This is a genomic window from Mannheimia kashgarensis (genome assembly GCF_041807705.1).
Lineage (GTDB): Bacteria > Pseudomonadota > Gammaproteobacteria > Enterobacterales > Pasteurellaceae > Mannheimia.
In genome coordinates, this window is sequence record NZ_JBGTYY010000005.1 from 1 (window position 1) to 23,870 (window position 23,870).

At 41.0% G+C, this 23,870-nt stretch carries 23 protein-coding genes and 2 pseudogenes; 13 read left to right on the forward strand and 12 right to left on the reverse strand.

Translation table 11 applies throughout. The features are described from left to right. The 6 genes and pseudogenes from ACERCF_RS03750 to ACERCF_RS03775 all read left to right on the forward strand — a co-directional run. Positions 1-104, forward strand: a pseudogene (locus tag ACERCF_RS03750) (IS1595 family transposase); the annotation flags it as partial. Between the two features lie 95 nt (positions 105-199). Next, positions 200-547 carry an ATP-binding cassette domain-containing protein gene (locus ACERCF_RS03755; protein ID WP_373624664.1) on the forward strand — a complete coding sequence of 116 codons (348 nt, stop codon included), beginning with the start codon at positions 200-202 and terminating at the stop codon, positions 545-547. After that, complete coding sequence (locus tag ACERCF_RS03760; protein WP_373624665.1) at positions 508-903, forward strand: ATP-binding cassette domain-containing protein; 396 nt, start codon at positions 508-510, stop codon at positions 901-903. The genes ACERCF_RS03755 and ACERCF_RS03760 overlap by 40 nt, the downstream gene beginning before the upstream one ends. Positions 904-1,027: 124 nt before the next feature. After that, complete coding sequence (locus ACERCF_RS03765) at positions 1,028-1,492, forward strand: ABC transporter substrate-binding protein (protein WP_373624666.1); 465 nt, start codon at positions 1,028-1,030, stop codon at positions 1,490-1,492. Positions 1,493-1,710: 218 nt separating this feature from the next. After that, on the forward strand, positions 1,711-2,076 hold the full coding sequence (locus ACERCF_RS03770; protein WP_373624667.1) for a hypothetical protein: 366 nt from the start codon (positions 1,711-1,713) through the stop codon (positions 2,074-2,076). Between the two features lie 88 nt (positions 2,077-2,164). Then, positions 2,165-2,815 (forward strand): ABC transporter permease, encoded by a 651-nt coding sequence (locus tag ACERCF_RS03775; RefSeq protein WP_373624668.1) that lies wholly within the window; start codon positions 2,165-2,167, stop codon positions 2,813-2,815. A gap of 60 nt (positions 2,816-2,875) precedes the next feature. Here ACERCF_RS03775 and ACERCF_RS03780 read toward each other — a convergent pair whose 3' ends face one another. From ACERCF_RS03780 to ACERCF_RS03815, 8 genes are all read right to left on the reverse strand, one after another. Further along, positions 2,876-3,811, reverse strand: a complete 936-nt coding sequence (locus ACERCF_RS03780; protein ID WP_373610216.1) for a KpsF/GutQ family sugar-phosphate isomerase — start codon at positions 3,809-3,811, stop codon at positions 2,876-2,878. Positions 3,812-3,929: 118 nt separating this feature from the next. Then, the gene (locus tag ACERCF_RS03785) at positions 3,930-4,235 is read right to left on the reverse strand and encodes a heavy-metal-associated domain-containing protein (protein WP_373624669.1); all 306 of its coding nucleotides are present in this window, start codon (positions 4,233-4,235) and stop codon (positions 3,930-3,932) included. A 1-nt stretch (position 4,236) separates the two neighbouring features. Continuing rightward, a complete protein-coding gene (locus ACERCF_RS03790; protein ID WP_373624670.1) occupies positions 4,237-4,605 on the reverse strand; it encodes a mercuric transporter MerT family protein in 369 nt (122 codons plus the stop codon). Continuing rightward, positions 4,580-5,686 (reverse strand): transglutaminase-like domain-containing protein, encoded by a 1,107-nt coding sequence (locus tag ACERCF_RS03795; RefSeq protein WP_373610219.1) that lies wholly within the window; start codon positions 5,684-5,686, stop codon positions 4,580-4,582. The genes ACERCF_RS03790 and ACERCF_RS03795 overlap by 26 nt, the downstream gene beginning before the upstream one ends. A 241-nt stretch (positions 5,687-5,927) precedes the next feature. Further along, positions 5,928-6,971, reverse strand: a complete 1,044-nt coding sequence (locus tag ACERCF_RS03800; RefSeq protein ID WP_373624671.1) for a Gfo/Idh/MocA family oxidoreductase — start codon at positions 6,969-6,971, stop codon at positions 5,928-5,930. A gap of 103 nt (positions 6,972-7,074) precedes the next feature. Further along, positions 7,075-7,359 (reverse strand): hypothetical protein, encoded by a 285-nt coding sequence (locus tag ACERCF_RS03805; protein WP_006249755.1) that lies wholly within the window; start codon positions 7,357-7,359, stop codon positions 7,075-7,077. A gap of 29 nt (positions 7,360-7,388) precedes the next feature. Then, complete coding sequence (locus tag ACERCF_RS03810; protein ID WP_006249756.1) at positions 7,389-7,574, reverse strand: zf-HC2 domain-containing protein; 186 nt, start codon at positions 7,572-7,574, stop codon at positions 7,389-7,391. A 2-nt stretch (positions 7,575-7,576) separates the two neighbouring features. Next, entirely contained in the window at positions 7,577-8,137 is a 561-nt protein-coding gene (locus tag ACERCF_RS03815; protein ID WP_373624672.1) for a sigma-70 family RNA polymerase sigma factor, read from the reverse strand. Positions 8,138-8,246: 109 nt separating this feature from the next. On the opposite strand from ACERCF_RS03815, the gene msrP reads away from it, so the two are divergent. Together msrP and ACERCF_RS03825 are read left to right on the forward strand one after the other, a co-directional pair. Then, positions 8,247-9,200: a protein-methionine-sulfoxide reductase catalytic subunit MsrP gene (gene msrP / locus ACERCF_RS03820; RefSeq protein WP_006249758.1), complete on the forward strand. Its 954-nt coding sequence runs from the start codon at positions 8,247-8,249 to the stop codon at positions 9,198-9,200. Continuing rightward, the gene (locus ACERCF_RS03825) at positions 9,200-9,784 is read left to right on the forward strand and encodes a protein-methionine-sulfoxide reductase heme-binding subunit MsrQ (RefSeq protein ID WP_373624673.1); all 585 of its coding nucleotides are present in this window, start codon (positions 9,200-9,202) and stop codon (positions 9,782-9,784) included. Before msrP ends, ACERCF_RS03825 begins: the two co-directional genes overlap by 1 nt. A gap of 218 nt (positions 9,785-10,002) precedes the next feature. Here the strand turns inward: ACERCF_RS03825 and ACERCF_RS03830 are convergent. The 3 genes and pseudogenes from ACERCF_RS03830 to purL all read right to left on the reverse strand — a co-directional run. Beyond that, positions 10,003-10,243 (reverse strand): annotated as a pseudogene (locus tag ACERCF_RS03830) (asparaginase domain-containing protein); the annotation flags it as partial. 247 nt (positions 10,244-10,490) lie between these two features. Next, entirely contained in the window at positions 10,491-12,296 is a 1,806-nt protein-coding gene (locus ACERCF_RS03835) for a hypothetical protein (RefSeq protein WP_373624674.1), read from the reverse strand. 62 nt (positions 12,297-12,358) lie between these two features. Further along, positions 12,359-16,255 carry a phosphoribosylformylglycinamidine synthase gene (gene purL, locus ACERCF_RS03840; RefSeq protein ID WP_373624675.1) on the reverse strand — a complete coding sequence of 1,299 codons (3,897 nt, stop codon included), beginning with the start codon at positions 16,253-16,255 and terminating at the stop codon, positions 12,359-12,361. A 261-nt stretch (positions 16,256-16,516) separates the two neighbouring features. Here purL and ACERCF_RS03845 point away from each other — a divergent pair, with 261 nt between their 5' ends. Both ACERCF_RS03845 and ACERCF_RS03850 read left to right on the forward strand, forming a co-directional pair. Beyond that, positions 16,517-16,696 carry a hypothetical protein gene (locus ACERCF_RS03845; RefSeq protein WP_006249766.1) on the forward strand — a complete coding sequence of 60 codons (180 nt, stop codon included), beginning with the start codon at positions 16,517-16,519 and terminating at the stop codon, positions 16,694-16,696. Then, the gene (locus ACERCF_RS03850; protein WP_373624676.1) at positions 16,689-16,976 is read left to right on the forward strand and encodes a type II toxin-antitoxin system RelE/ParE family toxin; all 288 of its coding nucleotides are present in this window, start codon (positions 16,689-16,691) and stop codon (positions 16,974-16,976) included. Before ACERCF_RS03845 ends, ACERCF_RS03850 begins: the two co-directional genes overlap by 8 nt. A 125-nt stretch (positions 16,977-17,101) precedes the next feature. Here ACERCF_RS03850 and ACERCF_RS03855 read toward each other — a convergent pair whose 3' ends face one another. Further along, positions 17,102-19,192 carry a TonB-dependent receptor domain-containing protein gene (locus tag ACERCF_RS03855; RefSeq protein WP_373624677.1) on the reverse strand — a complete coding sequence of 697 codons (2,091 nt, stop codon included), beginning with the start codon at positions 19,190-19,192 and terminating at the stop codon, positions 17,102-17,104. 282 nt (positions 19,193-19,474) lie between these two features. Here ACERCF_RS03855 and ACERCF_RS03860 point away from each other — a divergent pair, with 282 nt between their 5' ends. From ACERCF_RS03860 to fucK, 3 genes are all read left to right on the forward strand, one after another. Then, on the forward strand, positions 19,475-20,221 hold the full coding sequence (locus ACERCF_RS03860; RefSeq protein WP_025234989.1) for a DeoR/GlpR family DNA-binding transcription regulator: 747 nt from the start codon (positions 19,475-19,477) through the stop codon (positions 20,219-20,221). A 205-nt stretch (positions 20,222-20,426) separates the two neighbouring features. Continuing rightward, entirely contained in the window at positions 20,427-22,193 is a 1,767-nt protein-coding gene (gene fucI / locus ACERCF_RS03865) for an L-fucose isomerase (protein ID WP_373624678.1), read from the forward strand. 213 nt (positions 22,194-22,406) lie between these two features. Then, on the forward strand, positions 22,407-23,840 hold the full coding sequence (gene fucK, locus ACERCF_RS03870) for an L-fuculokinase (protein ID WP_373624679.1): 1,434 nt from the start codon (positions 22,407-22,409) through the stop codon (positions 23,838-23,840). Positions 23,841-23,870 lie beyond the last annotated feature (30 nt).

Here is a 23,870-nt window from a genome sequence, read left to right on the forward strand (position 1 = left end):
ACCGAAAAAATTTCCCTTTATTCTTGAAGGAATGTGAATTTCGGTTTAACTTTGGTACACCAAAAGAACAGCTCAAAACGTTGCGAAAATGGTGTGAGATTTAGGGCTAATCTACTACAGCCCCATTACTAATTCTTTTCTTTTATAAACAAAATCCTCTATTTTCGCCGCATTAAAACTGAAATATAAAAGGGGATTTATGAGCCTAAGTATTACCAATCTTTCTCTTGGCTACCGAAAAAATAAGCATACCAAGACGATTTTGCACGATGTCGCTTTTAACGTAGAAAGTGGCACGCTAACCTCGATTCTCGGACCAAGTGGGGTGGGGAAGTCCTCGTTGCTGCGGGTGATTGCCGGGTTGGATAAACCGCTAAGCGGTAAGGTGGCATTGTTTGGCGAGCAAATCAGCCAGCCACACCCTGATGTGGGTTTTGTGTTCCAATCTGCCACTTTATTGCCGTGGCTTTCAGTACGCAATAATGTGGCATTTGGGTTGGATTTTAAATGCCGCACGAGCTTTCTGGCGGTATGGCTCAGCGTGTGAATTTAGCTCGTGCCTTAGCTCGTCAGCCGAAAGTGATTTTGCTTGATGAGCCGTTTTCTGCCCTTGATGAAGTGATTCGTAGCCAAATACAAACCTTGTTGCACGATATTGTTCGCCATCACAATGCGGCGGCAATTATGGTTACGCACGATATTGATGAAGCCTTATTAGTTTCTGATGATGTGTTATTACTTGGCGGCACGCCTGCTCATATTGTTGGAAAATGGCATTTATCCGATCCATTTCCTCGCACCGATCTACTCAGTTTAAACTATATTCGAGTGGATATTTTACAATCCCTCAGACAAGCTCAACAGCGTAATTTGCAAGAGCAAACGGTCGATTTTGTGATTTAGGAGGCGTTATGGATCAGCAACGCAGAGATTTTATGAAATTACTCAGCCTATTTTCTGTGGCTGGGAGTTTCCCTTTGTTACAAGCCTGTGAACAGGTGCAAAAAATGCGGAAAATCGACCGCTTGTGATTGGCTATTTACCGATTACCGATGCAACGCCTTTACTTGTCGCTCATGCTAAAGGCTTATTTGAAAAGTACGGCGTGAATGTGGAAAAGCCCGTGATGTTCCGCAGTTGGGCACAATTAGTTGAAGCCTTTTTAAGCGATAATGTGAATGTGGTTCATCTGCTTTCGCCAATGAGATTATGGGCGAAATATGGTGCCAATGCTCCTGTAAAAGCAGTGATGTGGAATCACTTGGCAGGTTCAGCCCTCACAGTTCGCCCTGAAATTAATAGCATTGCGGAGTTATCGGGTAAAACGATAGCAATTCCGTTTTGGTATTCCATTTATAACATCGTATTACAACGTTTATTGCGTGAAAATGGCTTAAAAGTAACCGAAAAAGAGCCGAAAAGTGGTGAAGTGCGTTTAAGTGTAATGGCTCCTTCAGAATGGTGGCAGCCCTTGCGAGTGAAGCGATTTTAGGCTTTATCGTAGCAGAGCCGTTCAATGCATTAGCGGAAGCTAAAGGCGTAGGCAAAGTGCTGCGTTTTAGTGGCGATGTGTGAAAAGATCACGCCTGCTGCTTAACCTTAATGCACGAATACGACATTCAAAATCGCCCAGAATGGGTGCAAAAAGTGGTGAATGCTTGAACCGAAGCTCAAATTTACACGCTGGAAAATCGTGCTGAAGTTGCGAAATTGTTAGCTCGTGGCAGTGGCTACACGCCACACGAGCAAAAAGTGTTGGAAAACGTTTTAGCTCCAAGCCAAGCACAGATGGATAGATATGTGGAAACAGGGGCGATTATCAATCCACAATGGCACCAAGACCGTATTGGCTTCCAGCCTTATCCGTTCGACTCCTATATGGAAGAGCTGGTTAAAATGCTAAAAGAAACGCACATTGCAGGCAATAACGCTTTCTTAAAACCGCTTGACCCAGTTGAGGCGGCAAAAGCGATTAACGAGCCGAAGTTTATGCGAAAAGCCATTGAAGAGGGCGGTTGGATTGAAACATTCAACCTACAAGCAGGTTGGACAAGAACCGAAGAAATTAGCGTATAAAACAGAAATATATTTACGGCTTAGCAGGTTTATTACTGCTGCTTTTAGGTTGGCAATTAGGCACAACCTTATTAAGCAAAGATTGCCAATGGCATCAATGTTAGCTCCGGCAAAAACCTGGGACAGTTTTGTTTGGTTGATTTCTTCGGGCGAAATTTTTCCGCATTTATTGGCTAGTTTAAAACGTATTGTAGTTGGCTTGGCAGCTGCATTGCTAATTGGCGTGCCTGTTGGGTTATTACTCGGTTTCTCACGCCATTTAGAAATGCTTTGCACGCCATCATTCCAACTGCTGAGAATGATTTCCCCACTTTCGTGGATGCCCATTATCGTGATGTTATTAGGCGTAGGCGATTTACTAATCTACTTTCTACTCGCTTTTACAACCGTGTGGTCATTGCTTATTTCTACCGCTTCAGGAGTAAAAAATATTGACCCACAATGGCTACAACTCGGCAAAGTGATGTCTGCTTCTCGCAAAGAATTGTTGTGTAAAATCGTAGTACCAGCCATTACAGGACACGTTCTCACAGGCTTAAGAGTGACTGTTGGTATTGCGTCGGTGGTGCTTGTACCTTGTGAAATGTTAGGGGTAAACGAAGGCTTAGGCTATTTCATTTTAGATACCAGAGATAGATTAGCCTATTCTGAGCTAATGGCGGTGATCGTCATCATCGGCTTAATCGGCTGGGCGTTGGATAGTTTAATTCGCTTAGCATTGGCGAAAGGTGGGAAATAAATCAAAAACGTAGGGGCTCGATACGCGTCCCCCACAGACGCACTCAGTGTATCCACAAACTTAGCTAGAGAACTCTATCAATCCAGTAACTTTGCCTTCATCATCAACGGCAATAAGCGAGTGAATTTTCAGTTCTTTCATTAAATCTTCGGCTTTTGCTAAAAATTCCGTATCGTTAATGGTTTTCGGGTTGCGGGTCATAATTTCTTCAGCGGTTTTATTTAGGCTCTCTGCCCCAAATTTTGCCAGCGTACGGCGGATATCACCATCGGTAATAATCCCCTCTAACTTTTCGCCTTGCATAATTACCGCTACACCCATTCGTCCTTCGTTCATTACAGAAAGGCATTCTGTAAAGGAGCTTTTTAAATCAACGGTTGGCACTTTTCGTACCATTACATCACGCACTCTATTTAACAATCTTCTACCAAGACTGCCACCCGGGTGGTAGCGGGCAAAATCTTCTGGGCGGAAATTGCGGGCTTTCATTAATGCAATGGCTAACGCATCGCCCAATGCCATTGTAACAAGGGTGGAGCTGGTGGGGGCAAGGTTATTCAAACAAGCCTCACGCTCTATGCCAATGTTTAAAATCACATCAGCATTTCGCCCAAGTGTGGAGTAAGGATTACCCGTCATCGCAATAATTTTATTGCCAAAATTTTTCAGGCTCGGAATCAGTTTGTTTACATCATCGGTTTCACCACTGTTGGAAATCAAAATCACCACATCAATCGGTTTCAACATTCCCAAATCACCGTGAAAAGCTTCTGTCGGGTGCAAAAAAAAGCTCGGCGTGCCTGTGGAAGCAAAGGTCGCCACTATTTTTTTCCCCACCAAACCAGACTTACCAATACCACCAACTACTACTCGCCCTTGGCAAGCCAACATCATCTCAACAACCTCATTAAACTCTTGGGAAAGTCTATGATTTAGCGTAATGATCTGTTGAGCGTAAAGGCTGAGAGTTTCTTTTGCACTGTCTAAATGATTCATTTCTTCCTCACAAGCGGTCAAAATCCGCTGATTTTTTGCAATGAGGTCAATTCTACCAATTTATCGAAATTTAAGCCAATTTTGAAAAACAAAAAGTCGGGCTTCCCCGACTTCTTTCTCACATCACTTTTGCAGTATATTTAAGGTTTCCGACCGCTTGTATCAGCGCTTGGTTATCCACACTTTCTTTTGCCACCACAGTCGCTTTCCGCTCTTTCATTGAGGCTTTGGTGGAAATCACGCCTTCTACTGCTCGCAGTTCTTTGTTTACTAAATAAACGCAGAGCTGGCAATACATTTCCGGAATGTGGAGGACGACGGTTTTCTCTGCTTGTTTCGTTTCAATTTGAGCTGTTTTTTCTTGTGCGTAGCTTGAATGAATCAAACCAAAAGCCAACAGCATCGTTGCGATATATTTTTTCATTTTATTCTCCGCCCCACATTTCCAAAATGCACGGCAATAGATAAGGGTAAGTTAAAAAGAAGATCACCAACACAAACACCACCCAATACAAAATCACTAGGGTCTTGCGAGAGAAGTATTTGGTACAAATAATCTTATTGGAAAAATTGAGCAGCCAAAAACCGTAGCCAAATGCACAAAGTGAAAGAATGAGCATTGGAATTTGCAAAAATTCAAGCTGGTTTAATTCCATCAGCCAAGGGGAAGATATGCCAAACACTAAATAAACCAGTGGCCCAATACAACAGAATGTGGAGGTCACCGCCGACACTACGGCGGTCACGCACATTGTGATAAATTTATGGTTATAACTCTTTAGAGATGAATTCATAGCCAAATTCTTTCGCCTCAAACGAGTTTAATGGGTCACCACCTACCTCAGCATAAGGGTAGCCAAAGTTATTCAGTGGTGTAAGTTCGGGTTGTGGATATAAATCGAAATCACGTCCGTGATTGAAGCCTACCCAGTTCATTTCCCAGTTGCCGAATAAGTATTTCGAGACCGTTTGAACATCAGCATCAGCCACGTCTTTTTTCTCGGCTAAACGCATTTTCGCCACATCGGCAGAATCCACCGGCACCCAACCGAAGCCAGCTAAATAGAACTCCGCACGGCAATGTTGCCCGGTGTTCTCATTCGCAATCCCTTCTTTCGAACTGCCAAACGCCGTTTTGGAATATTGCCCCATTTTGTGAGCTTGCCCTAAACGAATACCAAATACTTCACGAGCGGGAATATCAGAGGCTCTGGCAAGTGCCACAAACACCGAGTTGATGTCGGTACATTTTCCTTTTAGCACTTTGGTGGTGAGAATTTTCTCCACATCGCCATCACCGCAGCCTAATACCGAATTATCACGCTCCATATTGTCCACAATCCATTTGTGAATCAGCTCTGCTTTTTTGAGTGGATTTGTTTCATTGCCCACGATTTTATCGGCATATTCTTTCACAATGCCGTCTGTTTTGATGTGTGGCGTGGCTTTTAAATATTCCTGTACATCAACAGAATAAGTGATTTTCTCCGGCATTTGGTAATTGTTTAACGCTCCTTGTGCCATCGGCTCACGGTCTCGTGTTTCAATCACTAACTTCACTTTCATATCCCGTTTTGGAGCATCTTCGTCCCAAGTGGCAAACAAGGTTTTAGCCCCATAGGCATTATTTTCGGTAATGTACGCATTTTTATAACTGCCCTCAAACTCAATTGATTTCACCGTTTGATAATCGGTATCAGACGGCAGAGGAATCCACAAATTAGTGGTTCCGGACGAGCCTTTTGGCACAACTAAATCATAAGATTGCGTAAATTCGTAAGTGTGGGTAGTGGTGTGGAAATTGTTCTGTTGAACAGGAGCAGCAAAAGCCGTCGCACAGCTTGAAGCCACCAAAGAGGCAATAAGTTTATTCATTGAAATGATCCTTATTAGAGTGAAAAAACAGTTAAAACTTAACATATTAAGTATTCTAACTACGGATTGAGGTTGCATATTAGCCAATCGGGATAGGAAAAGCAATGGGGGGAGATGATTTTTTTAGATAGTGCAAGCGTCCACGCTTGTACTAGAAACAAAGCTAAAATAATCAATAGGCACGAGCGTGGACGCTTGCGCCATCAGAGAGAATAACAAGCGGTCAAAAATCCTCAAAATTTTACAAATAGATTTTTTGCCCTAATTTTGCACTTTCAAATACGCTTTCGATCACTTTTAGCACAAAAATGACGTCTTCGAGTTTGATCATTGGCTCAGCATTGTGAGCGAGGGCTTGGTACAAATCATCAAACAAGTTTTGATAACTGACTTCGGTATTTCGATAGGGCTGGCGAACCACATTACCTTCCACTTCAGTGTGTAAAATTCCCCAGTTCTCCTTTTCTTCGATATTCCAATCTTTGCCAATAGGTTGTACGCCATTTTTCAGCAAATCTTCTTGATTATCGGGAGTTTGTTTCAGATAAGAGCCTAATTTTCCGTGTAATACAAATGTCGGGCTTGGTTCACGAGCATATCGGCTGGCTTTCAGCACCACTTTAAAACCGTTAGCATAATAGAGCTGAATATCAAAGTTATCATCAACCAATGCCCCTTCGTGCTGATAACGCACATCAGCATACACCGCCTCCGGCTTCCCGAAAAGATACAAAGCTTGGTCAATTAAATGTACGCCTAAATCATACACTAAACCTGTACCAAGCTCGCCTGATTCTTTCCATACTTTAACATTTTTCTCTTTCGCATAACGGTCAAAACGAATTTCGCAATCTACCAACTCTCCCAGTAAATTTTGCTCCATTAGCGATTTTGCCGTCGCAATATGGCTGTCCCAACGGCGGTTTTGGTACACATAAAGCACCTTTCCTTGCCGCTTTGCAAGTTCCGCCAACTCTTCCGCCTCAGCCACTGTTGCCACTAACGGTTTTTCAACTAAAACGTGTTTGCCTGCAAGCAATGACTCTTTTACCATTACATAATGGGTTTGATTCGGTGTGGTAATCAGCACTAAATCCACTTCTGGCGTTAAAAGAGCGTTGAAATCCCGCACTGTTTCTGCATTCGGCAACCATTCTGCCGCATTGTTAGAGGTACGTTCATATACCTTTACAATATTAAAACGAGCATCTTGTTTCAAAAACGGGATATGAAAAACTCGGCTGGAAAAGCCGGCACCTGCGATGGCAATATTGATGGGTTGCATAGACAATCCTCATAAAATTTTGATGTTATCTGCTTAAATAAACAAGCGGTCAAATTTTAGGAAAATTTTGCAAAAAACAGATAAAATACGACCGCTTGTTTAACTAATCATAGGTTTTGCAAACAATATCTTTTTCTTCACAAAACATTTCACTGTGGTTTGCACGGCATTGCTTTTGTACATTTAATTTGGCTCTGCCTCGGCTACTATGTTCACTACGATATTCCTGAGTAAATGGCTTTAGAGTACAAATGTGAACCTCTTTGGAATCAAGTGGATCTGAGACACCAATTATAATCGGCATAGGGATACCGGCTTGCCCCGTAGGAGTAACCGGCACGACACAGCCACTTAATAGTATGCTTAAACTTATTAACCAATAACGCATATTTTTCTCCTTTTAAAATGTATAATAAATCAGAATGGAGCATCTTTATCGTTACAGTAAGCTCTTAATATCTTGCCTAATTTCTTGGTATTTTTATTAAAATTTCGGCATTTAGGGCATACCAAAAGATGCAACTGCAAACGCATATGTTGTTGCAAACGAAGTTTCTCATCACAAGACTGTGAAATAAGTTCTGTTGCTTGCCTGCATTTCATTTTTATTCCTCTCTAAACCAATTGCGAGATAAACACTCTTGTAAACTTAAACGAGCACGATAAAGTAATACATTTAAGTTAGAGAGAGAAATTTCACATTCTTGGCAAATTTCCGCACTACTCATCTCCAAATGTTCACGCATCATAAATACTCGTGCTTGCTGGGCGGGTAATTTATTTAAACAAATATCAAAAATTGCCCAAAATTCTTTTTGGTAAGTTGATTGAGCTATCCCCCTCCATTCAGTTACATCTTGATGTTCCAACCAATGATCGTGGCGATCGAAAAAGGCACTTGGTGATTCTTCTTCCTCACATAGAGAACTGACCGGAATATGTCGTTTTCGTGTTCTGAGTAAATCTAAAATTTTGTTCTTTAAAATAGCAAAAATCCAAGTTTTAAGTGCAGCTTCTCGCCGAAAAGAGGCTGAATGCTTATAGGCATTGGTTAAGGCATCCTGTACAACATCCTCAGCTAAATCTTTATCGGCTAGTTGTAGGGTGGCAAATTTAACCATTTGCTTTCTAATCTCTTCTATCTGTGTAGAAGATAGACTCTTCATATATCTCCTTTAGGGAATACCCAATAAAAAATTACACTTATTTTTGTAATAATTCTAGATCAGCTGAGTCCAAAATAATAACAACAATTCATAAAAAAAGGATAGTTCGATGAAAAAATTAACAATTCAAGATGTTACACCCGAAACTATTTTCTACCAACGCCGTAAAATTATTACCGCGTTAGGTTTAGGTATTGCAGCTTCTGCATTGCCTAAAGTAAGTATGGCAGAAACACAAAGACACTTGCAATCACTACAGTTTAAACCGGATCCAAATAAAGGGCTTGAACTCACTCCGGAAAACAAAGTAATAGGCTATAACAATTTCTATGAGTTTGGCGTGGATAAAAGTGCACCAGCAAAAAATGCGGCAAACTTCAAAACCGATCCTTGGACATTGGAAATTGGCGGAGAAGTTGAAAATCCGTTTAGCTTAAATCATCAACAATTGCTTAATACGTTTCCACTAGAAGAACGCATTTACCGTTTTCGCTGTGTTGAAGCGTGGTCAATGGTTGTGCCGTGGATCGGCTTTGAGTTAGCTCGCTTAATTGAGATGGCAAAACCAACCAGTAAAGCCAAATATGTGGTCTTTCACACTTTATATGATCCTGCACAAATGCCGGGGCAAAAAAATCGCTTGCTAGGCGGTGGGATTGATTATCCTTATGTAGAAGCTTTACGCTTAGATGAAGCCTTAAATTCATTAACACTACTATCCGTCGGTTTATACGGTAAAACCCTGCCACCGCAAAACGGTGCTCCTATTCGCTTAGTCGTGCCTTGGAAATATGGCTTTAAAAGTATTAAATCGATTGTGAAAATCACCTTTGCTGAAAAACGCCCACTCACTACTTGGGAAAGTCTTGCTCCAAATGAATATGGCTTTTATGCTAATGTGAATCCAAATGTTGATCATCCACGTTGGTCGCAAGCATCTGAACGAGTAATTGGTGCAGGCGGGTTATTATCCGTCAAACGCCAACCAACACTAATGTTTAATGGCTACGAAAATGAAGTGGCAAATTTATACCGTGGCTTAGATTTAAAGGTGAACTACTAATGCTAACCGGATTACGCATACTTATTCATCTCGGCTGTCTATTACCGCTAGTTTGGGTAGCTCAGCTATTATATACGGGTAATGAAACAGTATTAGGTGCCGATCCGATTAAAGAGCTGGAGCATTTTCTCGGTTATGGTGCGATCGTCATTTTTTGTATAATGTTTCTACTTGGTATTGCTCTACAATACCTAAAGAAAAATCAGTATCAAATTTTACGCCGTCCATTGGGCTTATGGACGTTTGTATGGGCAGCTCTACATATTTCAAGCTATCTATTGTTAGAATTAAGCCTTGATGTAAAATTATTTTTTAGCGAGCTTGCCGGTCGCCCATATTTGATTTTAGGAGCAGCTGCTTTTTTCATTCTAAGCATAATGGCAATAACTTCGCTGCCTATGCTAAAACGAAAATTAGGAACACGCTGGGGGACGATTCACCAGTGGGCTTATCCTGCATTAGTATTGGCGATGGTACATTATTATTGGTCGGTAAAGAGCGTAACATTCGATCCAATTATCATCGGAGTCTTAGTGCTGTTTATTGTTGCTCATAAAATACAGGCTAAATTTGCAAAAAAATAGCAAAATCACACCGCTTGCAGCAGTCAAACTACATACAAAAAATAATGGCATAAGTGACTCACTTATGCCATTTTTTATATGCTTTAACGTTTATTAAAAATCTTAAAAATATTGTTGGCTTCCTCTAAATAATGCAAGATTTTCCGCATTCATATTGCCGTTACCAACACCTGCTACGACAATACCTTGATAGCCTACATCTAACAAGGCCTTAGTGGGCCAATTTTCACAATCTGCTCACCTTTGATATTCGCCAATGTTTTCATTTCTGGCACTGCTTCAATTAAGGTTTCAATATTCAAATTGCCCCGCTTGATATGCACTGCTATTCGCATTCTGCTGACTACCGGCAATAGTTCCGCCTGTCGCTAAAATAGTGATATTAGGTAATTCTGCCGCATTGGCTGTTCCAAATAAGCCACCTAACATTGCTGCTAATACTAATTTTTTGAATTTCATATAAGACTCCTTAATTAAAAAAACTAAAGAGATCATACCGATAAATCAGTATAATTTGATCTGGTACATAAAAGTGAAAAGTAAATCTAACTCACTATTGCAGTGCTTATAAAATAACAACTATTGCTATTTTTACTGTTATAAAGGGTAGTATTTTTTCTAAGAAGCAATGTGGTTTGATAGAAAAGCTATTTTATTAATAGAAAAAAGCACTCGGTCAGAGACGAGTGCCATCAGGATAAGAAAATTATGGATTACAGTAAATTATAGGAATAATATTCATTTCTTTTGCTGCGTGAGAAAATGAAGATATAATCCATAAAAGTTGTATTATATGGCCTCTTACTTTTTCATCTGTTTTTATTTTATTAAACTCAGTCTCTATTTGACTTTTTGATAAAAATGGGCAACATAATATGCATTTTCTAGATAAAGAGTGATTTTTTAATAGAGAATCTAGTTTTGATTCAAAATCTTGCAAATCACCTTTTCTTACTCTAGATATATTAGTTAAAGGGCCTTTGGGTATTTTATATTTTTCATTAAACTTTGAATTTAATTTTTTATCTAGGAACAAAGATTTTGTGAAATACATATTCCCTATGTTCTTAATGGCTTGTCCGACAACTTCATGTAAATTACTCGCGGATGTTGTTATGTTATCAGTATATTTTGAATGTATGAAGTTTATTGATTTATCAGAGATGTTAATAGTTATATGATCAGCCCATTCAGTGCCTAAATCATCACAAAAAATGTAATCATCTTCTTTATGTAAATTTTCTACAAAACCAAAAACAGACTTAATAGAGAATTCAGTAGAACTTTCTGTTAGAGGATCATCTTTAGGTTCTTTTTCATCTTCTACTAAGAAGTTATCCTTAGGTTTAAGTATTTCTAATATATTATCTCTTTCAGAGATGCCTGAACGATCTTGGAAGCAAGAATCCATAAAATACATATATTTGGGATCGGTAAATGTCACACAATATAGCTTATTTTTCTTGATATAAGATTGAATGCTAGTTTCTTTGCTTTCATGTTCTATTTTTAACCGTGAAAGTATATTTATTTTAATAGATAACGTTTTTTTATTGACTTTTAATATATCTTTTTTACCTACCCCTTCAATCAAGAAAGAGTTCTTGTTCAATTCAGATAACTCATAGACTTTTTCTAATCTTAAAGATAATTTTCGTTTTAATCTATCTGTAATATAAACTTTTTTAGAATCTAATCTATAAAAATAGATACTATTATTTTCGAAATCATCAAATAACTGACCAGCATCAATCAAAATTGAACTAGGTTTTACTCCAGAGTCAATTACTTCGCTCAAATCAAGCCTTTTAGCAAAATGCTCTAGGAACTCATTATTTTTACCCCTTTGAAGTATTTCAAGTTTATTTTTAGCCCAACTAATTATATCTTGAAATTTAACTCGTTGTGAAAGCTCATTAACTCTACCAGAATTGGATAGAGATATAATATTTGAATCATCTCTGACCTTTATATGAGATGGTATCGATCTCCCTGCGCCATAAAGAGATAAAACACCATTAAGATTGACAGCTTCATATGATCTGGATCTTATGGCTTTATCAGATACTGTCATATTTCTTAAAGATAATTTCTGACACTCTGCATTTTCAGAGAAAAGGGATGTGTTACTTAATCCACTTAATAATTCGAACTTTTTATCTATTATTTTAGAAATGTTAGAACAACTCTTACTTAAAATAACCAAGAAATTATCTATTTCAATTAGGATTATATAGGCATGTATAATATCACTAAATTTTACGTCACTTTCTTGAGTGTCAATAAAATACGCAGGTTTTTCTGATAGAAATACACGTAAGGAATAGAAATATGATTTTCCATCAATTTCAATATTTTCCCTTACCTTATTAACTAAGAAGTCTTTTCCTTCTTGGCCATTATTACTTGCACAATTAAGAATTTCTAAATGATCTATATTTTGATCTTTAGATTTATAGAAATAAGCGCTCTTTGTTAATGCTAACATTGATTCATCTAGTAGAGTAACCATATCTTTTTACCTTTTATCCAAGTAATAAACAAACACCCACCAAAGGCGGGTGCTTTCATTCATTATTCTAACCCAACCCTCACATTCCTAAACAACCTTACCCAAGCCCCGTCTTCCGTCCAATCTTCCGGACACCAAGAATTGCTGACTGCTCGGAACACTCGTTCAGGGTGTGGCATCATAATGGCTACTCGTCCATCAACATTGGTTAAGGCAGTGATGCCTAATGCCGAGCCGTTCGGGTTGGCTGGGTATTGCTCGGTTGGATTCAGATTGTAGTCCACATATTGAGCGGCAATCAAATTCTGTTTTTGCAGATTGTGAAGTTGATCACTATTTTTAAATTCTACTCGCCCTTCACCGTGTGAAACCGTAATCGGCATATGGCTGCCTGCCATACCTACGAACCAAACTGAATTGGTTTCGTTGATTTTGACCATCGCTACACGAGCCTCGAAGCGTTCGGATTTATTGCGAACAAAGCGTGGCCAGTTTTCCGTACCCGGAATGATTTCCGCCAAGTTGGAGACCATTTGGCAACCGTTACACACTCCTAAGACAAGCGTGTTCGGGTTAACGAAGAATTGGCTGAATTGATCACGCAACATTGGGTTGAACAGGATTGATTTCGCCCAGCCGCCGCCCGCACCCAGTACGTCGCCGTAAGAAAAACCACCGCACGCCACCATTGCGTTGAAGTCGTTTAAGTTGCGTCTGCCGGAGATTAAGTCGGACATATGCACGTCAATCGCTTTAAAGCCAGCACGGTCGAACGCAGCCGCCATTTCGTAGTGGCTGTTTACGCCTTGCTCACGCAGGATCGCAATGCTTGGTTTTGCCCCTTTGTTGATAAACGGTGCAGCGATGTCTTCGTTCACATCATAGGTTAAGAATGCAGATAAGCCTTTGTTATTCTCATCTTTTTTCGCTGCGAACTCTTGGTCTGCACACTCAGGGTTATCACGTAAACGTTGCATTTGGTGGGTTAATTCCGCCCAAATACCACGTAATTCAGAGCGTTTTTCGCTTAACAGTTTGCGAGAGCCACGGCTGATTTCAAAGCGGTTATCCGCATTTACCGCACCTAATTCTTTGGTTACGTGAATCAAGTTGTGAGCTTTTAACACCTCACGTACCGCATTTAGTTCGCTGTCAGCAACTTGGATTACCGCACCCAATTCTTCATTAAATAGTACCGCTAAATCGTTGTCGCCAAGGGCTGAAATATCTACATCTACACCACAGTTACCCGCAAACGCCATTTCCGCAAGGGTGGTGATTAAACCGCCGTCTGAACGGTCGTGGTAAGCCAGCAGTTTGTCGTCTGCCACTAAGGTTTGCATTGCGTTAAAGAAACCTTTTAAGCGTTCTACATTCACTACGTCCGCCGGTTTGTCGCCGAGCTGTTTATAAACCTGTGCTAATGCTGTTGCCCCTAAGCGGTTGTTGCCTTCGCCTAAGTCAATTAACAATAAGCGGCTTGCCCCTTTATCAGTACGAAGTTGTGGAGTAACCGTTTTACGCACATCTTCCACACGAGCAAATGCTGAAATCACAAGGGAAAGTGGGGCGGTAACCGTTTTCTTCTCGCCATTTTCTTCCCAAGTAGTTTTCATCGACATTGAGTCTTTACCCACTGGAATGGTGATGCCAAGTGCCGGGCAAAGCTCTTCGCCCACCGCTTTCACCGCTTCGTATAAACCGGCATCTTCGCCCTCGTGTCCCGCTGCCGACATCCAGTTTGCGGAAAGTTTAATGCGTTTGATGTCGCCAATGTTAGTCGCCGCAATGTTGGTAATGCTTTCCGCCACCGCTAAGCGAGCCGATGCTCCGAAGTCTAGTAGTGCAACCGGTGCACGTTCGCCCATTGACATCGCTTCGCCGTGATAGCTATCAAGGCTTGCGGTGGTTACGGCACAATCTGCCACAGGAATTTGCCACGGGCCGACCATCTGATCTTGTGCCACCATTCCCGTTACTGAGCGATCGCCGATGGTAATCAGGAAGGTTTTTTCAGCCACCGCAGGCAAACGTAATACACGATGAAATGCCTCTTTGAGCTCAATATCAGCGGTGACAAGCGGTGGATTGTTTACGGTTTTTGACGAAGCATCTCGTTGCATTTTCGGGGTTTTACCAAGCAGTACATTCATCGGCAAATCGATCGGCTTATTGTTGAAATGTGTGTCAGCAAGGGTTAAATGCTTCTCTTTCGTTGCCTCGCCAATCACCGCAAATGGGGCTCTTTCCCTTTCGCACAATGCTGTGAAAATGTCGAGTTTTTCAGGGGAAACGGCAAGCACATAACGCTCTTGCGATTCGTTACACCAAATTTCAAGTGGCGACATTCCTTTTTCATCGCACAAGATGTTACGCAAATCAAACTTACCGCCACGTTCGCCGTCGTGAACCAATTCAGGCATCGCATTTGATAAACCGCCAGCCCCCACGTCGTGAATAAATAAAATTGGGTTCTCCGCCCCCATCTGCCAGCAACGGTCGATCACTTCTTGGCAGCGACGTTCCATTTCTGGGTTTTCACGCTGAACCGAGGCAAAATCCAAATTCTCTTTCGATTTGCCCGAAGCCATAGACGAAGCCGCACCGCCACCCAAGCCAATATTCATCGCAGGGCCGCCAAGCACAATTAATTTTGCTCCCACTGGGATTTCGCCTTTTTGCACGTGTTCAGCACGAATGTTGCCAATACCGCCAGCAAGCATAATTGGTTTATGGTAACCCCGCACTTCCTCACCTGCAAAACTATTTACTTTTTCTTCGTAAGTGCGGAAGTAGCCAAGCAATGCTGGGCGACCGAACTCATTATTAAATGCAGCACCGCCAAGTGGGCCTTCGATCATAATATCTAACGCAGAAGCAATACGGCTCGGTTTAGAGAGCGGGTTTTCCCACGGCTGTTCAAAGTTTGGAATAACCAAATTTGAGACCGAGAAGCCTGTCAAACCTGCTTTCGGCTTCGCTCCACGCCCAGTTGCCCCTTCATCACGAATTTCACCGCCCGAACCTGTCGCTGCACCAGGGAATGGCGAGATAGCAGTCGGATGATTATGGGTTTCCACTTTCATTAAAATATGCGCATCTTCTTGATGGTAACGATATTGCCCGTCTTGATCTGGAAAGAAACGGCCGACCGTTGAACCTTCCATCACGGCGGCATTGTCTTTATAAGCGGAAAGCACATAGTCTGGAGTTTTCTCGAAGGTGTTTTTGATCATTTTGAACAGGGATTTTTCCTGTTTCACGCCGTCAATCGTCCAGTCTGCGTTAAAAATTTTGTGGCGACAGTGCTCGGAGTTGGCTTGGGCGAACATATAGAGTTCAATATCGTTCGGGTTGCGTCCAAGTGCGGTGAAATTTTCTACCAAATAATCAATTTCATCTTCCGCCAATGCCAAACCTAAATTCACGTTCGCCTCTTCAAGAGCCTCACGACCACCGCCTAAAATATCCACCGAAGTAAACGGCTTCGGCTCTTGCTGAGCGAAAAGCTGTTCGGCTTGGCTTTCGTTATCCAGCACCGTTTCCATCATACGGTCGTGTAATAAGCCTTTCAACGTCGTAAGTTGACTTTCGTTCGGCGTTTCAGAAAATTCTAAATAATATGCCGTGCCACGCTCAATTCGCTCTACTGCTGCCAAACCGCAGTTATGGGCGATGTCGGTTGCCTTAGACGACCACGAGGAAATCGTGCCGATACGAGGGGTAACAATCAGGCAAAACCCTGTCGGCTCGTCTTCTTCCAGCGTTGGACCGTAGTGCAATAACTCTTTGATTTTGTTTTCTTCATCGGCTACAAGCGGTCGATTTAATGCCACAAAATGCAAAAACTCCGCATAAACTGATTTTACAGGTAATTGATTTTGTTGGAATTTTTGCAGAAGTTGTTGAATGCGAAAAGCAGATAAGGCAGGCGAGCCACGGAAGGTTTGGATTGTCATTCTTTGGATTTTCCTATTTAAGATGAAAAACTAAACCGATTATAAACGATTGCGCAAACGATTGCTATATTTGTCAGACGTTTGCTGTTAGATACATTTATTCATTAGTATCAAATAAATTTGTTCAATACTAATGAATACCTTTCAAAGAAGGTCCCCTCTATCAATCTGTTTTAAAAGATAATTTAAAAATAAGTTAATTTGACAACTCAAAATTAAAAGCAGACAATGCTTTTAATTATATCTTAATAGGAGCAGATTATGTTTAAAGAGAAAGGCTATGATGAATTCCTAGCAGAAAAAATTCGCCTTGGCTTAGAAGATATGCAATCAGGTAATGGTCTTTCACTCGATGAATCAAAAGCACGAACCAAACAACTGATTGAACGTAAAGCAAGAGAACTCGCAAACTTTGAACAAGAGAATATCATTTATGGCTAAAACATTACGAATTAGCAGTAGAGCTCAAAATGATATTGAAGAAATTTTAGCGAGCGTAATTGAATATACTGGTTTTGAAAGTAGTGGAATTCGCTTACAAGACGATATTTACCAAAAATTTGAGACTATCGCTTATATGCCCTCTGCGGCTGGACGTTTAAGAGAAGATGGCACAAGAGAAGCATTCACTAGGCGTTATCGTATTGTTTATACCGAATTAGAAAATGAAGTGTGGATTATTACCATTATTCATAGTAGCAGACTTTATCCACGCATTTAAATAACAAACGACTAAAATAGTCGGTTTTTTATTTGCAAAAAATTAATAAAATATCACCGCTTGTAAGCTCCATAAAAAAAAGCCCGATTGTAACATCGGGCGTTTTAGTCTGAATTTAAGTCAGATTAGAATGTGTAGTTCACACCTGCACGGAATTCACGTCCACGAGCTGATAATTGACCACGCTGACCGTGTGCGTTGTATTTTTTATTTGCTACGTTATCTACAGCAAAGTTTACATTCACGCTATCATCATTCAACGGTTTCCAGTTTAAGGTAATATCAGTTACGTTATAACCGTCTTTACCTGTTGGACCACCACGTCCAAATTGAGGAATACCATTATTATTCATAACAAAGTAGTTATCTTCAGCTTTAACTTTTTCAATAATGCGGTGATGTACTCCAACTTCTAAGTTTGGTTGGTCAAAGCGATAGCTTAAAGATGCTGTCCAAGTACGACCGATTGCAGATGCATACTCAGGGTTAGTACTTAATCTATCACCTTGGAAACGAGGCTTGCTATGTGCAACACCAACACGAGCAGTAAAACCGTTGTTGTGGTAGCCTGCGTTTAACTCGTAACCACGGTTTTTAATAGTACCTGCATTGATAATTTCTGAGTAGCACTCTTTATTATTAGGTGTCAGTTCAGGACATAGATGGTTGTTACGACCGGTTGATGTACCTAAAGCATCTTTGATGTTTTGCCAGAAATAGCTACCGTCAAAGCTGAAGGTGCCGTCATTATAGTTAAAACCAATCTCCGTACTACGAGCTTGTTCTGCTTTAGTATTGTTAGCAATTGATACAACACCACGACGTCCGTGAGATAGTAACGCATCGTGCATACGAGGGCTACGAGTTGCGTAGTTATGGCTTGCACTAAAACTTAAATGCTGAATTGGCTCATAAATAATGCCTACACTTGGGTTAAATGCACCCTCACTACGTTTTTTACCGTCCATTGCTTTGAATTTGAAGTGGTCGTAACGTACACCGGTGGTTAAAGTCACTTTATCAACCGGAGCAGTAATCGCTTCAAGATATACACCGGTGTCGGTTTTCTCTTGGTTCACTAATTGATGACTAAATTTAGCATATGGTTTAGTCTCTTGGTGGCGATAGTTCACACCGTATTTTAATAATACATTTTCGTGAAGGGCAGAATCAAAGTTTACGTTTGCACCGTGGGTTACTATTTTAGTTTTGGTTGCATAATCTACACCACCAGCATAACCATTACGTGTTTCATTCTCAGACCAACGACCTTGTACTAACTGATACACGTTAGCTGTTGCTTCTTGAGCAAAACCTAAGTTTTTACCAGTCCACTCTAAGTTAGTTCTTTGTACTGTCATTCTACGATTTGCCGGTGCTTGACGATCTAAAGTTACACGGCTACCTTTAGTACCTACAGGTGCTGCATCAAACTCTTCACGAACCAAACGCTCCCCTTCATTTCGCTCATTAGAATGACTTAATACAAAGCGATGATCACCAAGAGTTGCACCTAATTTCGCTAAGAAGCTACTTTTATCTAACGCACTGTATGGTACACGGTTTGTACCAAAGTGGTTCACATAATCTTTACCGCCTTTATAGTCGCGATCTCTCACAAGATTACCTGAGACTAAAGCATCAAAGATTTCGCCTTTACCATATAAGGTTGCATTGAAATTGTGAGCGTGGTTTGTGCTGAAGCCAGTACCTAATTTTGCACCGAAGTTTTTATCGCTGTTTTTTAATAAATCTAATGCATCAACGGTTTTAGCAATTACTGCACCATTAGTTTGACCAATACCGGCTGAAGCACTGCCTGCACCTTTTTGTACTGTAACCGTACCTACAAGTGCAGGATCTAACATATGGCGACCTTGGTGATACAAAATTTGGCTATCTGAGTAAGTGTTATCTACTTTTACATCAATTGAGTTTTGACCCATACCACGAATATAGAGATATTGTGATGTACCGTTACCACCACCTAAGCTAATTGCCGGCTCATCTTTTAATAAACCACGTAAGTCTGTTTGAGTACTTTCTTCTTTTTTCTGAGTTGTAACTACATTGGTTTGTACTTTTAAACCTTGGTTGTCAGTTACTGTAACCGTATCTAAAACCGCTACATCCGTTGCTACTGTTTCAGCAAATGCGTTCGCTGCAAGCACGCTTAATACCGCAGCAGAAACCGGAAGTAATTTGAAGTTTTTCATCTGTTTATTTCCTTAGGTAAATTATTTAAGAGGATTACCAAAATTTTGATATTAAAAACAATTCTCAACATCAAACAAAGCAAATTTTACAGAGATAAAAATGGTTGTCAATTGGTTTGAAACTAAATTTCAAAAAATATATTACAACTTTTGCAAAAAGTTCCCTAAATTTCACCGCTTGTAACACAAAATGTGATCGCCTTCTAAAAATCAAATTTGCTTGCTCGACAGTAACGCTACAAGCGGTTAAATTTGGAGAAAAATTTACAAAAAGGATAGATTATGCAGCTGCGACACAAACAGATAATGGAATATATAGAACAGTTTGATGAAGCTAACGTTCAAGAATTGGCGGAACATTGTGGGGTTTCGATTGAAACTATCCGCCGAGATTTAAATAAGCTAGATAAAGATGGATTATTACATCGCACTCACGGTGGAGCGGTGAGCCATAAAAAGCGAGATATTGGTCGCTCATTTACCACCCGACAACGGCTGAACAGTGAGGCGAAACGCAGTATTGCAGAAAATGTGTTGGAATATTTACAACCAGAATCGGTGATTGCTTTAGATGCCAGCTCAACCTCTTGGAATGTGGCACAGCGTATTCCAAATATTCCTTGCACCGTTGTCAGCAGTTCAATGCGGATTATCTACAGCCTTTCACACAAACCGCACATTAAAACGATTGCCACCGGTGGTATTTATTCCGAAAAATACGATGCCTTCTATGGTCCATTATCCGAGCAGTTACTGACCCGTTTAAAAATTGATCTTGCCATTCTTTCTTGTACAGGCATTGCCGATGGGGCGATTTGGGAATCAAATGAAATTAATATTTCCCTTAAACGTAAATTAATTGCGAACAGTAAACAGGTTTTTTTATTAGCCGATCACAGTAAATTTGAGCGTAAAGACTTGTTTCGTATCGAAGATTTATCTTGCATTGATAAATTATTTATCAACCAACCCCCACCGGACTTTCTCAAAAATTATTGCTTAGCACATCAAATTGAAATCATTATTTAGTGATTTCTGCCCGAGTTTGCCCGATTTTTTCAGAAATAAAACAAAATCGGGCATTCTTTTTTCACTCATTTTTACCAAAATCCCCCATTTTTTGTGATCGCACTCACAAAATTTAAACTAAATTCGCATTTTTCTTCATAACTCATATTGCGTATGCATAATAAATTCAATCGCAAATTTTTTTAACCAATCGGGAGAACTATTTATGACAACGTTGAAATCTACCCCTGTAAAAATTGGTATCCGCCCAACCATTGACGGTCGCCGTTTAGGAGTGCGTGAATCACTTGAAGATCAAACAATGAATATGGCAAAAGCCGTTGCACAATTAATTCAATCTGAAGTCCGCCACCCAAATGGCGATTTCGTTGAATGTGTGATTGCTGATTCCACCATCGGTGGTGTTGCCGAAGCTGCGGCTTGTGCAGAAAAATTCAAACGTGAAAATGTCGGAGCGGTGATTACCGTAACCCCTTGCTGGTGCTACGGTTCTGAAACCATTGATATGGACCCACATATGCCGAAAGCCATTTGGGGCTTTAACGGAACAGAACGCCCGGGTGCAGTTTATTTAGCTGCTGCTTTAGCAGGTCATAGCCAATTAGGTTTACCGGCATTCTCCATTTATGGCACAGAAGTACAAGAAGCGGGCGACCAATCCATTCCGGCTGATGTTCGTGAAAAATTATTGCGTTTTGCCCGTGCAGGCTTAGCAGTGGCAACCTTGCGTGGTAAATCGTATTTATCTATTGGTTCTGTTTCAATGGGGATTGCAGGTTCTATCGTAAATCAACAGTTCTTCCAAGAATATTTAGGTATGCGTAACGAATACGTTGATATGACCGAAATTAAACGCCGTTTAGATCGCAAAATTTACGATGAAGAAGAGTTTAAATTAGCGATGGAGTGGGTGAAAACCTACTGTAAAGAGGGCGTAGATGTGAATGCCCCTGAAAACCAACGCTCCGAAGAAGAGCGTGCAACGCTTTGGGAAGATGTAGTAAAAATGACGATTATCGCCCGTGATTTAATGGTGGGCAACCCTCGCTTAGCCGAATTAGGCTACGGCGAAGAAGCGTTAGGTCATAATGCCATCGCAGCCGGTTTCCAAGGGCAACGCCAATGGACAGACCATTTACCAAACGGCGACTTTATGGAAGCAATGCTGAACTCAACCTATGACTGGAACGGTGTGCGTGCCCCTTATATTTTAGCCACAGAGAACGATAGCTTAAATGGCGTGAATATGTTGTTCGGTAACTTATTAACGGGTCAAGCACAAATCTTTGCTGATGTGCGTACTTACTGGAGCGAAGACTCTGTTGAGCGAGTAACAGGTTGGCGACCAGAAAGTGGCTTTATCCACTTAATTAACTCTGGTTCGGCAGCATTAGATGGTACTGGTCAGCACACCGACAAAGACGGTAAACCAACCATCAAACCAGCTTGGGAAGTGACCGAAGAAGATGGCAAACGCTGTTTAGAAAATACCCGTTGGTGCCCGGCGGTTCACGAATACTTCCGTGGCGGCGGTTTATCATCTCAATTCTTAACCAAAGGCGGTATGCCGTTTACGATGCACCGTATCAATTTAATCAAAGGTATCGGGCCGGTATTACAAATTGCCGAAGGTTGGTCTATCGACTTACCTGAACACGTTCACGACACACTCAACAAACGCACCAACGAAACTTGGCCAACCACTTGGTTCGTGCCACGCTTAACAGGTAAAGGTGCATTCACCGATGTGTACAGCGTAATGGCGAACTGGGGTGCAAATCACTGTGTCGCAACTTACGGACACGTTGGTGCTGACTTGATTACCCTTGCTTCTATGTTGCGTATTCCTGTTTGTATGCACAATGTAGAAGACAAAGATGTGTTCCGTCCAAGTGCGTGGAATGGCTTCGGTCAAGATAAAGAAGGTCAAGACTACCGTGCTTGTGCGAACTTTGGGGCGTTGTATAAATAAGGAGATCTCCCCTCTTTAGCAAAGAGAGGCAGGGGGATATTTGGCAGAATAAATGACGGAGAAATTAGGTTATTTCGCTCTAATAACTGAAAAACTATGTTCTGCCTTATCTCTCACTTCGCCAATAACAACTGCCAAATCTCCCCTAACCCCTCTTTGCTAAAGAGGGGAATTAGAAAGGAGGTAAATATTAACTAACATAGGAGATAAAAAATGCCAATCGCCTTTATCTTCGACTGTGGCGCAACAAACCTTCGTACTATTGCAATCGACCAAACAGGTCAAATTGTTGCAGCCCATCATCTACCGAATAACACACAACCAGATGTGGAAAACCCAGAATTTCATATTTGGGATATTGAAGAGATCTGGTCGAAATTAATGACCTGTGCCAAACAGACGCTTTCTCAACTTTCAGAACAACAACGACAAGAGATTGTTGGGATTTCAGTAACCACCTTTGGCGTGGACGGTGCATTATTTGACAAAAACGGCAAGCAGCTTTATCCGATCATTTCTTGGAAATGCCCGAGAACCCTACCGATTATGGAAAACCTTGCCAATTATCTTGATGTTGAGGCGTTATATCAACGTAATGGCGTTGGACATTATAGTTTCAACACCTTATTCAAATTATTGTGGTTAAAAGAGAACAAACCAGAAATTTATCAACAAGCTGAGAATTTCTTATTCATCTCATCTATTTTGACTTACCGTCTTACAGGCGTGCAAACAACCGACCGCACAATGGCGGGAACGTCAATGATGACAAACATCGAAAACGATTCGTGGGATAAAGCAGTTTTAGATTTATTAGGCTTAACCGAAAACCATTTTCCTCCAATGAAAAGTGCAGGAGAAGTTGTGGGAACATTAAAAGGAGAAATTTCCCAAGAGTTAGGTTTAAGCGGTCAAATTCCAGTAATTTCTTGCGGACACGATACTCAATTTGCCATTTTTGGCTCAGGAGCTGGCTATAACCAACCTGTGTTAAGTTCAGGCACTTGGGAAATTTTAATGGTTCGTACCCCAAAAGCAAAACCACAATGGCAATTCGTTCAAAACGGCTTAACCATTGAGTTTGATAGCCAATCTGGTTATTTCAACCCAGGTGTGCAGTGGGTAGCTTCAGGTGTGATGGAGTGGTTTGGCAAACGTTTCTTCTCTGATATAGCCAATACTGAACATTACTACCGCACAATGATTGAAGAAGCGGCAGAAGTGCCTGCTGGCTCAAACGGTGTGAAATTAGTCGGCAATTTTGATGGCACAACAGCTCAAACCGGCTCGATTATCGGGCTGTCAATGCACAGCTCCCGTGCTGAAATTTACCGTGCGGCATTGGAATATATGGCATATCAATTAAAAGCCGGATTAGACGTGTTAGAACAAGTCGGTCACTTTAATGCAGAAAGCCTGATTTGCGTAGGTGGCGGCTCTAAAAATGCGTTATGGAACCAAATCCGTGCCGATGTGCTAAACCGCCCGATTGATGTGGTGGACTTTCCTGAAAGTACCGTGTTAGGCGCGGCAATGTTTACTTTTGCAGGTGCTGGTGTATTTGAAAATCCAAATGCGGCTCAACAGGCAATGAAGCCAAATGTGAAACGGGTTGAGCCATCGTCAAATAGTCAATTTTATAAATAAAGTTTCTCCCCTCTCTCTGATTTGAGGTTC

Coding starts and splice junctions, on each gene's coding strand:
- ACERCF_RS03780 (WP_373610216.1), bottom strand. CDS start 3,811: ATGAATCATTTAGACAGTGCAAAAGAAACTCTCAGCCTTTACGCTCAA.
- ACERCF_RS03755 (WP_373624664.1), top strand. CDS start 200: ATGAGCCTAAGTATTACCAATCTTTCTCTTGGCTACCGAAAAAATAAG.
- ACERCF_RS03810 (WP_006249756.1), bottom strand. CDS start 7,574: ATGAAATGCAGGCAAGCAACAGAACTTATTTCACAGTCTTGTGATGAG.
- purL (WP_373624675.1), bottom strand. CDS start 16,255: ATGACAATCCAAACCTTCCGTGGCTCGCCTGCCTTATCTGCTTTTCGC.
- ACERCF_RS03775 (WP_373624668.1), top strand. CDS start 2,165: ATGGCATCAATGTTAGCTCCGGCAAAAACCTGGGACAGTTTTGTTTGG.
- ACERCF_RS03805 (WP_006249755.1), bottom strand. CDS start 7,359: ATGCGTTATTGGTTAATAAGTTTAAGCATACTATTAAGTGGCTGTGTC.
- ACERCF_RS03815 (WP_373624672.1), bottom strand. CDS start 8,137: ATGAAGAGTCTATCTTCTACACAGATAGAAGAGATTAGAAAGCAAATG.
- ACERCF_RS03790 (WP_373624670.1), bottom strand. CDS start 4,605: ATGAATTCATCTCTAAAGAGTTATAACCATAAATTTATCACAATGTGC.
- ACERCF_RS03785 (WP_373624669.1), bottom strand. CDS start 4,235: ATGAAAAAATATATCGCAACGATGCTGTTGGCTTTTGGTTTGATTCAT.
- ACERCF_RS03860 (WP_025234989.1), top strand. CDS start 19,475: ATGCAGCTGCGACACAAACAGATAATGGAATATATAGAACAGTTTGAT.
- ACERCF_RS03825 (WP_373624673.1), top strand. CDS start 9,200: ATGCTAACCGGATTACGCATACTTATTCATCTCGGCTGTCTATTACCG.
- fucK (WP_373624679.1), top strand. CDS start 22,407: ATGCCAATCGCCTTTATCTTCGACTGTGGCGCAACAAACCTTCGTACT.
- ACERCF_RS03800 (WP_373624671.1), bottom strand. CDS start 6,971: ATGCAACCCATCAATATTGCCATCGCAGGTGCCGGCTTTTCCAGCCGA.
- ACERCF_RS03795 (WP_373610219.1), bottom strand. CDS start 5,686: ATGAATAAACTTATTGCCTCTTTGGTGGCTTCAAGCTGTGCGACGGCT.
- ACERCF_RS03850 (WP_373624676.1), top strand. CDS start 16,689: ATGGCTAAAACATTACGAATTAGCAGTAGAGCTCAAAATGATATTGAA.
- ACERCF_RS03760 (WP_373624665.1), top strand. CDS start 508: ATGCCGCACGAGCTTTCTGGCGGTATGGCTCAGCGTGTGAATTTAGCT.
- ACERCF_RS03845 (WP_006249766.1), top strand. CDS start 16,517: ATGTTTAAAGAGAAAGGCTATGATGAATTCCTAGCAGAAAAAATTCGC.
- msrP (WP_006249758.1), top strand. CDS start 8,247: ATGAAAAAATTAACAATTCAAGATGTTACACCCGAAACTATTTTCTAC.
- fucI (WP_373624678.1), top strand. CDS start 20,427: ATGACAACGTTGAAATCTACCCCTGTAAAAATTGGTATCCGCCCAACC.
- ACERCF_RS03855 (WP_373624677.1), bottom strand. CDS start 19,192: ATGAAAAACTTCAAATTACTTCCGGTTTCTGCTGCGGTATTAAGCGTG.
- ACERCF_RS03835 (WP_373624674.1), bottom strand. CDS start 12,296: ATGGTTACTCTACTAGATGAATCAATGTTAGCATTAACAAAGAGCGCT.